An 11,010-nucleotide genomic window follows, 5' to 3' on the forward strand; every position below is an offset into this window, starting at 1 on the left:
GTTCACGCCACCGCAACATAACCCGCGCCGCAACATGTTCGGTGAACTTGCCGGCCGCGCCCGGCCCTGAGGCGGGTCCAGTCAGCCGCACAAAGAGCGACCGGCCGGGGTTGTTCTGCAGATCGCCTACGATCCAGTAGGACCCTTCCCGCCGACCGGCGGGAAGGTAAGCGCGACAGACGCCTTCGGCGTTTTCTGCGAGGGCTCGGATCACCTCTTCAGTCTCGGAATACATGGATCAACACCCTCCGCGTGCATGTAGTCCCGTTACAGGACAACGTGCAAGCAGACGATCCAGCACGGCAATGCCGCCCGAGTCCGCCGGGCAGAAGAGACGCAGTTTCCAGCTGATTATCTCCGAGAAGAAGCCATCGGCCTTCAGCCGGTCTTTGGAGGCATCAGTGAAGCCGGAGAGCTCGATCCGGTTCACGCCCATGACGCGTGAACGGTGGAGTTCCATCCCCTCGGCGAGCCGCACGACCGTCTTGCCCTCCAGAACGATGGCATGGACCTGCGCGGCCGAGAGCTTCGGCGCATCGGCGGCAAGTGTGGTCGCGACCCAAGCGGGCGAGACGCGGCGGCCTATGATGCGCTGGCCGTCGTCGGTCTGCAGGCGGTAGACGCGGGTTTCGTCCTGCGGGAGCTGCTTCCAGATCGGCAACAGGAGGCCTGCAACGATGTGGAGGGTGGACTCGCTGAACTCCGGCACCTCGGCCAGTTCCGCGGTCCAGGCAGCGACGAAGGCCGCGCGGTCGGCTTCCAGCCAGTGGGTGTCGTCCATGATCTTGGCCGGAACCGTGCTCGCCTCGGTCGGCCGGATCAGACGCAGCCGCGGCTCGATGGTACCGTCGTCCAGCATCAGACTGGTCGCGGGCACCTGCACCGCAGCCCGGCCGGAGCGGCTGTTGACCAGAAGGCGGGCCTTCGGGTCATCGAGCCAGTCGAGAGCATCGGCAAGCGAGGTCGGCGTGTTGCGGCGCTTTTCTGCGATGGTGAGGAGCTGGGTTTCCGCTCCGGAGCCGGGATGGGTGTAGATCACGCGCGCATCCGTGACACGGAAGCTTTCGGCACGTAGCGTCTCGAGACCAAGGTCATAGACCCCTGCGGCGATAGCGCCCTCGATCCGTTGATCGAGCAATTCCTCGAAGGCCGAGAAGAGCACGGCCTGCATGTCGATCGTCAGCGCCAGCAGGCGATTGAGAAAGGTGGTGATCGGGGGCAGGTCTTCTTTCAGACCGTTGTCATCCGTCAGGCTCAGGCCGGTGGCGTCCTCGAAGGCACCGAGCGAACAGCCCGCCACATCGCCGCGATAGATCCGGCGGTAAAGCTGGCGCAGCGCGTCTCGGGCATAGGGCGACTCGAGGTTGTCCTCCGGCCGAAACAGCCCCTGCCCGCCCGTCTGGCGCTGGCCGCGCGTAATGGCCCCGAGCGTGTCGAGGCGGCGGGCGATGGTCGACAGGAACCGCTTCTCCGCCTTAACATCCGTGGCCACCGGCCGGAAGAGCGGCGGCTGCGCCTGATTGGTGCGGTTGGTGCGCCCGAGGCCTTGGATGGCTGCATCTGCCTTCCAGCCGGGTTCCAGAAGATAATGCACCCGCAGGCGCTGGTTCTTGGCCCCGAGATCGGCGTGGTAGCTCCGACCCGTGCCGCCAGCATCTGAGAAGATCAGGATGCGTTTCTGGTCTTCCATGAAGGCGGCAGTTTCCGAGAGGTTGGCCGAGCCCGCCCGGCTGTCCACGACGAGCCGAGCAGCAGGACCCTCGCCTTTGCGCACGATGCGGCGCGAGCGGCCCGTGACCTCGGCCACGAGGTCGGTGCCGAAGCGCTGCACGATCTGGTCAAGCGCCCCCGGCACCGGCGGCAGCGACGCCAGCCTTTCGATCAGCGCGTCGCGCCGGCGCGCAGCCTCGCGGCATTCGACTGGCTGGCCGTCGCGAACAACGGGCCGGGACGACAAATTTCCCTCGCTGTCAGTGAAGGGCTCGTAGAGCTGCACCGGGAAGGAATGGGCGAGGTAGTCCAGGACGTACTCGCGCGGGGTGATGTCGACGCGGATGTCGTTCCATTCGTCGGTGGGGATGTCCGACAGGCGGCGCTCCATCAGCGCCTCGCCGGTCGAGACGATTTGGATGACGGCTGCGTGGCCTGCCGAGAGATCGGCATCGATGCTCGCGATCAGCGTGGGGGTCTTCATGCTGGTGAGCAGATGCCCGAAGAAGCGCTGCTTGGCAGACTCGAAGGCCGAGCGCGCGGCGGACTTGGCCTGGCGGTTCAGTGTGCCGCTGTCGCCCGTGATATTGGCCGCATCCATCGCGGCCGCGAGATTGTTGTGGATGATGGCGAAGGCCCCGGCATAGGCATCATAGATGCCGCGCTGCTCAGGGGTCAGCGCATGTTCCAGCATCTCGTATTCGACGCCATCGTAGGACAGCGACCGGGCCGTGTAGAGGCCCAAGGACCGCAGGTCGCAGGCGAGGACTTCCATCGCGGCGACGCCGCCAGCCTCGATGGCCTCGACAAATTCGGCGCGGGTCGCGAAGGGAAAGTCCTCCCCGCCCCAGAGCCCGAGGCGCTGCGCATAGGCGAGGTTGTGGACCGTCGTGGCTCCCGTGGCCGAGACATAGACCACGCGGGCATTGGGCAGCTTGTGCTGCAGGCGCAGGCCCGCCCTGCCCTGCTGCGAAGCTTCCGTGTCACCGCGCTCGCCCTTGGACCCTGCAGCGTTGGCCATGGCATGGCTTTCGTCAAAGAGGATCACGCCGTCGAAATCCGCCCCCAGCCAGTCGACGATCTGGTCGACGCGGGATTTCTTGGCGCCCCGCTCCTCGGATCGCAGCGTCGCATAGGTGGTGAACAGGATACCCTCAGCGAGCGGGATGTCGCGGCCTTGCGCGAAGCGCGACAAGGGTGTCACCAGCAGCCGCTCTTGGCCAAGGGCAGACCAGTCGCGCTGCGCGTCCTCGAGAAGCTTGTCGCTCTTCGAGATCCAGAGCGCCTTGCGGCGGCCTTGGTACCAGTTGTCGAGCAGGATGCCTGCTGACTGGCGGCCCTTGCCCGCACCGGTGCCGTCGCCAAGGAAGAAGCCGCGGCGGAAGCGGACAGCGTCTGCGGCATCGTCGGGCGCGGCAGACACCGTGTCGCCGGTCTCATCGACGGTCCAAGACCCCGCGAGATAGGCGTCATGCGCCTCACCGGCATAGATCACGGTCTCAAGCTGCGCGTCGGACAGCAGGCCGTCGCGCAGGACGGCGGCGGGGAGTTTCGGGCGGTAGGAGGGTTTCGGGGGCGCAACGGACGCCATGGCCGCGGATTGCACAAGCTTGGTCGGGTGTGGAGCGGCACCGGGAATGTCGATCGCCTGCAGCCGAAAGATCTCGTAGATCTCGTCAGAAAGGCGCGCGGAGCCGAGGCCGTCCTCCGTCTCGCGCAGCGTGTAGGCGAGGTCCTCGGCATCGGGCGTGGTGACATGCGCATCCGTCTTGGCCGACGCCGTTGACCGCTGGGGTCGAGCGGCAGGGCCGGAGGCACGGGAAGGAATTCCCCGGAAAGAGGAAATGGGCCGGGAACATGCGCCCACACCCGCATCCAACTCGACGCGTGGCGGGACCTCGGCGGTGATCCGGGCAAGGAGGTGGGCCACATCGGGCGAGATGGACCGTGCCAGATCGGCGGTGATGCCACCCTGCTCGCCGCCCCGGCATTTGTCGAAGACCGAGATCCGCGTCTCGAAGCTAGTGCCGTGCTTGGCGAAAGCAGCGCCCGACACAGCGCCGGTGAAGACCAGATGGGCACTCTCGGTCAGGCGGCCGAATGTCTCTGCCCACGCAGGCGCATCGGGTGCGAAACCGGCTCCGGTGATTGCGACCAGACGCCCGCCGGGGGCGAGCCGGGCAAGCGCCGAGCGGAGGTGGCGCGCTGTCGCCTCTGTCGTCCGGCCATCGACATTCGCCACAACCGAAAACGGCGGGTTCATCAAGATGACGCTTGGGCGGACGCCCGCGTCGAGATGATCGTCGATCTGTGCTGCGTCGAATGTGGTGACGGGATGACCCGGAAAGAGAAGGCGCAGAAGGTCGGCGCGGGTGTCTGCCAACTCGTTCAGCGCGAGGCTGCCGCTGGCGATTTCCGCGAGGATCGCCAGAAGGCCGGTCCCGGCCGAAGGCTCGAGGACCAGGTCACGCCGGGTGATCTGCGCAGCAGTGAGCGCCGCGAGCCCCATGGGCAAGGGCGTCGAGAATTGCTGGAAGCGCTCCATCTCCTCCGAGCGGCGGGTGTGCGTCGGCAAGAGGCCGGCCACCTTGGAGAGGATCGGCAGCAGCGCCGCAGGCGAGCCGGCCCGGGCCAGCAGCGCGCGGCCGAACTTCCGCAGGAAGAGGACCAGCGCCACCTCGCCCGCCTCATAGGCAAGCTTCCAGTCCCAGCAACCATCGGCATCTGAGCCGCCAAAGGCGCGCTCCATCTCGAGCCGCAGACGCAGCGCGTCGATCTGGAAACCTTGGGTCAGATCGGGCTGCAACACTTCGGCGACGGCGAGGATCGCTGGCGCGAGATCGCGCGATGGAACGGGAACGGGAGGCGCAACGGGTGCGAGATAGGTCATCGGGAAGCTCCAGAATGAGGGACAGGATCAGGCCCGGACACCCTCTCTCGGGCACCCTCAGGCCTGATCTTCCCCCGCCCATCTCTCCCTCTCGAACCGACGCGCCCCAGAGCTTCGGCTTGATTTTGTTCCTGTTATGTTCTATATTCAGGGCCAAGCCAGCAAGGGAGTTTCCCGATGGACAGCACCACATACGCCTTGCCCGCGACGCCCAAGCAGATCGCCTATGCGCGCTCGCTCGCCCTGCGCAACCAGACCCTCCTGCTCTGGGAAGTTCAGCAGGACCGCCGGTCGCTCAGCGCCTGGATCGAGGCGCAGGCCCAGCTGAAGCCGGTATCCGACATGGACCGGCTGCCGACCTCGAAGCAGGTGGCCTTCGCGGAGAAGCTCGCCCGCATCAAGCGCCGCGCCGTTCCGGACGAATGCTTCCGCGACAAGGGGTTGATGTCGAAGTGGATCGACGGGAACAAGTGAGCACGGCACCGGCTAGCTCCGGCCTTCCGGAGCTTCTGCTATGCCGTGGCTTGGCAAACCGAGCGTAGTTGCCAACCTATAGATTGGCAGATTATCCCTTTGGGACATCAGCTTCGGTCAAGCTCCTGTCCGAAGGACCAAGGTCTGCTCCCGGCGGCACGCCGGGAGATACACCGCTGCGATCTTCGGCAACCACCGCAAGTCGTGGCCGTCGCTTAACCCAGCGTCTTCAGACTTTCCTCCACTTGGGCTAGTCCCTCAGTTCTTTGGAAATGTTGGCATTGGAGCGTCCATAACGCTGGAACATCGCATTCATCAAAGCAATTTATAGAGGTCTCTTGGGGCAGAGACGTCGTCGTCTTCAGCGCGTCCATGGGAAGCCCATAAGACCGGCAGACTCAGTCCATCGTTGGAAGCCATGTGTTTCGCCGGAATGACCTCTCTTTCGTCCGGCGATGTGCTGCTCGTAGTGCGTCCGTAGGTGACGGCGGACAGTCCAAAGCCTCGAATAACGCCGGATGGTCACATGGCTGCAAGATCGTCACGTCAGCGCTGTTGCCATTTGCCGATTCCATTTCTTCGGCCCCTCCAAAACGCATGCGCCGATACTCGTCAGCCGACAGCCGTAACCGAGTAGTGCGGTGTCCCATCCCAAACAAGATCCCAAGACGCGCCAGGCCGGACATTCTGGATGGCGTGGGGCTCGAAGCAGACGAGGCAATTCCCGCCCGGCGCGGCAGCTCGGACCGAGGGGTAGATCAGGCCACGCGATCCAGCCCGGCGCAGATGCTGGGCCAGGCTTTGGCCCTCGGGATATCCGACAGCCGGATCCGGATGCAGAGCCGGATGGCCCGGCTCGTCGGTCAGGTCGTCAAAGACGCCGATGAAGTCAGCCAGCAATTCCACATAGCGAGCGCTGTCATGGAAGCTGCCGGTAAAGCCGAGTTCGCGCGTGCGGTGCCAGGCCACTTCGCTGACGGACACCATCACATCCCATGCGCAATACCATGCGCCGCGCTCCTCTGTGTTGAAGCGATTTCCGCCGGCGCGGGTATAGGTGAAGGCGGCGTTGACATGACTGTCGCCATAAATACGCTGATCACGGCTGCGCCGCTGCCAGGCAAGCTCGCGCGGGTCCAGATGCGGGTTGCGGCCACGTTCCGCCAGAAGACGGCCGCTGGTCAGACCTTCGATCTCTGCGAGGATCTCCATCTCGTCATCGGTATCGACGAGACCACGCAGGGATGGCGGCTTGTGGTAAGTGGCGGGCAGGAGACGAACGAGACCGCGATCAGAAATCTCGGTCTGCTTCATGCCCCAACACGCAACGCATCGAGATAGGTCCGAACCGCGAGAATTTGCGGCAAGCCCCCGTCGATGGCGGTGTCAACCGGACGGCTTCCCCCAAAGAGCGGCCCCGTGTTCGGTCGGGTGAACCAGCTTCGCGCGAGCGGCTCGGAGAAGTAGAGTTCGAGCGACTTGTAGATGCCGATCACCGCACTGAGCCGCAGAAGCTGATCCTTGGTCAGTTCCCCCGCGAAATCCGGCTTCTTGGCGCGCTTCCACGTGCTTTCCGACATGTCGGCAAGGCCAGCCGCTTCCTTGAGGCTGAGACCCCAGGCATCGGCCACGCGCGCATAGGCCTTCAACGCAACGGCGTTGATCTGTGCGGGTTCCCGGATTTTCTCAGCAATGTACATGGCGCCCTCCATTGGCCTGAATATAGATCATATGGCCTCATTGTAAAGCTCAAATGAACTGTCCGCGCTCTCACCCAAACCTGCGCCCGGCTTCGGTGAAAGTGTACTCGTTCACGATGATCCCCTCCTCGATGGCCTCGTCAGAGGTCAGGTGGTCGTATTCAGCCTGAAGCTGGCGGTAGAGCCAGCGGGCCAGATCACGCAGCGCCTCGGTCACGATCTCCTCGGCGTCCTCGGTGGGCGGCTGCCAGGTCGGACCGTCGCGCGTGACGTCAACTGCCATGGTGTATTCATGGTAGTAGCGCCCGCGATGGCTGACCTCGGCGGCGAGCTGATAGAAGTTCCGCCGCTGGATGGCCTGCAGCCGGTCGGCGATGCCGCGCAGCGTCGCGTCGGTCGGGGCGTAGTCCCGGATGCGCGCGGCCGCGCCCTTGGCGTGGCTAAGGTAGCCCTCGAAGCAGGCCCCGTCGCCCTGGCTCCAGAACCCGGAGAACCAAATGCAGGGCTTTGCCCGCGTGCCGCCGCCCATCAGGCGGACGGGCGTGGTCTTCAGGCGGATGCCGAGGATGTCGCAGACCCGCTCGAAATCCTCGTAGACCGCGTCCCACCAATCGTCGTGGGGGCCAAGCTCGCGATACCAGCTGCGCGCTTTTTCCTTGGCGGCATCGGAGAGTTCAGGGAACTGGTAGACTGTGGTGCAGATGACCTCAGGCATGTGCGTCCTCCCCGTTCAGCGCGGCGGCCAGCCATTCCTGGCCGCTCGTCCAGCCGACGGATTTGCGCGCGCCGAGGTCGATGACATGCGCGCCGCCGCCGAAGGCGTCGAGGCGAGGCCGGGAACAGGTCAGGGCGTACTGGAACCCCCAGAGACCGGTGAGGTCGAGCTCTTCGGCAAGGCGCAGCACGAAACGGATGACCGCATCGACATCGCCGTGGTCATCGTCATGGATCCAGAGGGTGCTGCCCTCGGGTGCATCTTGGCGCACGAGATCAAAGCCCGTGACCTCCGGGTCGTCGGCATCCTGATCGGTTTCGCGCAAGCTCTGGAACAGGGCAAGCGCGCGAGCGGCCTTGTCGGGAGTGCCGACGTCGAGCAGGCACGAGAAATGGGTGAAGTAATCCGCCATGGGAACCTCCTGAATGGGGAAGACCCGGCCAAGAGGCCGGGCGGTGTGTCGGGATGATGGGGGTGGTTGGGCGCGATCAGCCGGTGGGCTTGTCGCCCGCCGCCTGTCGCGCGACATGCGCGCAGAGCATCTGCCGGTAGAAGCGCTTACGCGCCGTCCGAAAGCCGCGAACGGCGCGCGTGTCGGGGTGGAGCGCCCGGATCGCCGCGCGCAGGACGGTGAAGGGCGAGGCCGTCACGGGCAGGCCGAGGCGCTGATATGCGGGGTCGGTCATCTCAGGTGACCTCGACCACGGGTGAGGCAAGATGTGGATCGACCAGCGCCTCAATCTGCGCGGCCCGGCCCATCCATGGCTCGGGTCGGATGGCCTTCACCCAATCAGCGAAGCTCGGGATGAAGCCCAGATCTTCCTTCACATGCTGTTCGCCGACCCAGCGGGTCGGAATGATGCGCCCGGTCGAGAGCGTGAGGGTCACCCCAAAGATCGTCTCGGCCATGAAAATGCCCTCGGCATGGTGGCGCAGCGCCCGGTGCCGAAAGTCCGCAGTAATCTCCTTGCTCTGGTCGAACCAGGCATGCACCGCGATGAAGTCGTCGACCGTGCCGCCCCATGTTTTCACTGAGGACAGGGCGTGGTGATAAGGATGTGCCATCGCCGCCCCCTTAGAAATCGTGGGTATGGAGTTCGGACGACGTGAACCGTTCGTTGAACTCGAGGTGGATGCAGCGGACCGCGGCGTCGAAGCAGAATTCGCCCCAGGCGCCGTCGTTGTTCTCCCAGCCGCCATGGGTGTCGGAGAGAAAGTCATAGGCCAGTTGCTCGACGACATCCTCCAGCGAGAGCTGCCGCATCTCGACCTCGGGATCGTCCCAGGTGAGCGCGGCGTATGCGATCACGGTGGCGGGAAAATCGACGGCGGTCTCGCCGGACCAGGCGCCGATGCTTTCGATCTGGCCACTGTCCCCGGCACCGTCAAAGGTGACAGTGACATGGGTGATGCCAGCGGCCGTGAGGCCGTCGAAAAGGCGGTCCTTGTTGCCCGGGCGCAGCGCTTCGATCCGGGCCGCGCGCGCGGCATGCGCGGCGAAGATCTGTGCCATGTCGACGGTCGAGGGTGCCATCGGCGGCGTGAGGGTGGGTTCAGTCATGTTCATCGGGTATCTCCGGAAAAGGAAAGGGATCGGAGTCGGGCCGGGCGATCTCTCTCCCCCGGACAAGCTCCAAATCCCCCCTGCCCTTCTCTGCCTCTCGGGCGTCACGCCGCGACCTGCAGCGCGCGGGCGGCGAAAGCGCGCCAGAGTGGGTCGACGAGACGCCCGTCCAGAAGATCGGCGCGGAGGCGTAGCCGAACCGCCAGATCGGCCTCACCCCAGGCGGCCGCGCGGCCCGCTTGCGCGCGCAGCTGGCTCGCCTCGGTCACGACGCCCCGCGCCTCGGCCGCGCTCGTCACCGGGTGGCACCAGGCGACAGCTTGCTCACTGGCGGCCCCGGCCAGCACAAGGCGCTCGTCACGGTCAAGGATCGCTAGGAGCTGGGGCGCAGCATCCGGGGCAATCCCCTCGGCATAGTCGATCGCGCCCTGCATGGCCTCAGCCAACGTCTCGAAGCGTGCCAGGACGAGCGGGGCGGCCCGGCCCGACATCAGATCGGCCGGCGCGCGGCGAGACAGGGTCAGGGCGAAGGGGTGATTGGGGTCGACATCACCAGTTGAAAAGTGCGGTGGGACGACCCGCGCGTAAGTGGTCGGGTGGATGGGCAATGGCAGGTCGAACATGGGAAGATCTCCGACGGCGCGGGAAGCCGCTCTCCCCGCCTCATCCGTCAAAGACCAAACCGCCGCCCTCTTCCTCGAAGGGGCAGCGGTGATGGGTCCGATGGGCCCTCAGAGCTTGCCGAGGGCCCGCAGGCTCAGCTCGGTCCCGGCCCCGACTATGATATGATCGTGCAGCATCAGACCAAGATACTTGCACCCCTTCTGGATCTCCTTGGTCATGCCGAGATCGGCCTCCGAGGGCGTCGGATCGCCTGACGGGTGGTTGTGGATCAGGATCAGGGCGCTGGCATTCAGCATCAGCGCCCGCTTGATCACCTCGCGCGGATAGACCGGGACATGATCAACCGTGCCGGTCGAGAGACGCTCATCGGAGATGACGCGGTTCTTGCGGTCAAGATAGAGGACATGGAACCGCTCGTTGGGACCTCGGACGGTCAGAGCACAATAGTCCATCAGCGCCTGCCAGCTGCCAATGACGGGGTTCTGGCTGAGATAGCGGCCGAGGATATCACGGGCCTCGAGGATGACGGTTTCTTCCTGGGGGGTCATGGGGGTTTCGCTGAATTGCGCAGGCCGAAGCCCCCTGCCCTATCGGGACGGGGCAACTGGCGTGCCTGTGGAAGGGGAAAGCGCGACCGCCGCGCATGCGGGCGGTCGCTGTGGCGGGCCCCGGCGTCAGCCGACCCGGTCGAGGAGCTTCTTCGCGCGCCCTTCCATGTCGAGGCGAGCATCCTGCTGGGTCTTGTCGCGCGCCAACCGCGTGATGCCCTGCACGAAGTCGAAGATGCTCTCCGGCGGGCGGCCCTCTTCCATCAACACCTTCTCGATGATCTTGCCCGACTCGGCCTTCGAGAAGCCGCGCCTGCGAAGGAAGTCATCCCGGTCCTCATCCGTCCGCGCGACGATCTGCTGCCGCGCGGCCTTGATGCCGTTCACGAAACCCTGCGGCGAGGAATTAGCGAAACGGGTCAGCGCCGGGGCCGCTTCATGGGCGAAGCGCGAGGCGGCGTATTTCGAGTGGCGGATCTTGATCTCCTGAAAATCTTCGACGCCCCAGAGGTTGCGGTTCTGGCAGACGGCCCGCAGGTAGAAGCTCGCCATGCCGAGTGTCTTGGCCCCGACCTCGGAGTTCCAGCAATAGAAGCCCCGGAAGTAGAGATCAGGGGAGCCATCAGGCAGGCGGCCCGCCTCGATCGGATTGTGATCGTCGACCAGGAACAGGAAGACATCGCGGTCAGAGGCATAAAGCGTGGTCGTGTCGCGGCTGATCTCGACATCTGGGTTGTAGACCCCGGTCGACCAGTCGAGCACGCCCGGCACCTTCCAGCGCGTGT

The 11,010-nt window shown here is 65.2% G+C and carries 12 protein-coding genes and 1 pseudogene; 1 reads left to right on the forward strand and 12 read right to left on the reverse strand.

The annotated features are described in order from the left end of the window. Both VDQ18_RS20500 and VDQ18_RS20505 read right to left on the reverse strand, forming a co-directional pair. A partial coding sequence (locus VDQ18_RS20500; RefSeq protein WP_323022745.1) for a hypothetical protein occupies window positions 1-235 on the reverse strand: 235 nt, incomplete at its 3' end. A gap of 3 nt (window positions 236-238) precedes the next feature. Beyond that, window positions 239-4,600 (reverse strand): strawberry notch family protein, encoded by a 4,362-nt coding sequence (locus tag VDQ18_RS20505; protein WP_323022746.1) that lies wholly within the window; start codon window positions 4,598-4,600, stop codon window positions 239-241. 177 nt (window positions 4,601-4,777) lie between these two features. On the opposite strand from VDQ18_RS20505, the gene VDQ18_RS20510 reads away from it, so the two are divergent. Then, a complete protein-coding gene (locus VDQ18_RS20510; RefSeq protein WP_035714334.1) occupies window positions 4,778-5,074 on the forward strand; it encodes a hypothetical protein in 297 nt (98 codons plus the stop codon). Window positions 5,075-5,686: 612 nt separating this feature from the next. Here the strand turns inward: VDQ18_RS20510 and VDQ18_RS20515 are convergent. The 10 genes and pseudogenes from VDQ18_RS20515 to VDQ18_RS20560 form a co-directional block, all read right to left on the reverse strand. Beyond that, entirely contained in the window at window positions 5,687-6,388 is a 702-nt protein-coding gene (locus VDQ18_RS20515) for an RES family NAD+ phosphorylase (protein ID WP_035714335.1), read from the reverse strand. Next, a complete protein-coding gene (locus VDQ18_RS20520; protein ID WP_284165686.1) occupies window positions 6,385-6,786 on the reverse strand; it encodes an MbcA/ParS/Xre antitoxin family protein in 402 nt (133 codons plus the stop codon). Before VDQ18_RS20520 ends, VDQ18_RS20515 begins: the two co-directional genes overlap by 4 nt. Before the next feature lie 58 nt (window positions 6,787-6,844). Further along, window positions 6,845-7,489, reverse strand: a complete 645-nt coding sequence (locus tag VDQ18_RS20525) for an antitoxin of toxin-antitoxin stability system (protein WP_323022747.1) — start codon at window positions 7,487-7,489, stop codon at window positions 6,845-6,847. Beyond that, window positions 7,482-7,901: a hypothetical protein gene (locus tag VDQ18_RS20530; protein ID WP_107754798.1), complete on the reverse strand. Its 420-nt coding sequence runs from the start codon at window positions 7,899-7,901 to the stop codon at window positions 7,482-7,484. The genes VDQ18_RS20525 and VDQ18_RS20530 overlap by 8 nt, the downstream gene beginning before the upstream one ends. Window positions 7,902-7,977: 76 nt before the next feature. Further along, window positions 7,978-8,175 (reverse strand): hypothetical protein, encoded by a 198-nt coding sequence (locus VDQ18_RS20535; protein WP_107754797.1) that lies wholly within the window; start codon window positions 8,173-8,175, stop codon window positions 7,978-7,980. Window position 8,176: 1 nt separating this feature from the next. After that, entirely contained in the window at window positions 8,177-8,554 is a 378-nt protein-coding gene (locus VDQ18_RS20540; protein WP_107754796.1) for a DUF6915 family protein, read from the reverse strand. Between the two features lie 10 nt (window positions 8,555-8,564). Beyond that, complete coding sequence (locus tag VDQ18_RS20545) at window positions 8,565-9,056, reverse strand: DUF6878 family protein (protein ID WP_284165685.1); 492 nt, start codon at window positions 9,054-9,056, stop codon at window positions 8,565-8,567. Between the two features lie 101 nt (window positions 9,057-9,157). Continuing rightward, on the reverse strand, window positions 9,158-9,676 hold the full coding sequence (locus VDQ18_RS20550; RefSeq protein WP_107754794.1) for a DNA repair protein RadC: 519 nt from the start codon (window positions 9,674-9,676) through the stop codon (window positions 9,158-9,160). 108 nt (window positions 9,677-9,784) lie between these two features. Next, window positions 9,785-10,225: a JAB domain-containing protein gene (locus tag VDQ18_RS20555; protein ID WP_107754793.1), complete on the reverse strand. Its 441-nt coding sequence runs from the start codon at window positions 10,223-10,225 to the stop codon at window positions 9,785-9,787. Window positions 10,226-10,351: 126 nt separating this feature from the next. After that, window positions 10,352-11,010, reverse strand: a pseudogene (locus tag VDQ18_RS20560) (DUF932 domain-containing protein); the annotation flags it as partial.

This window comes from Pararhodobacter sp. (assembly GCF_034676075.1).
Lineage (GTDB): Bacteria > Pseudomonadota > Alphaproteobacteria > Rhodobacterales > Rhodobacteraceae > Pararhodobacter.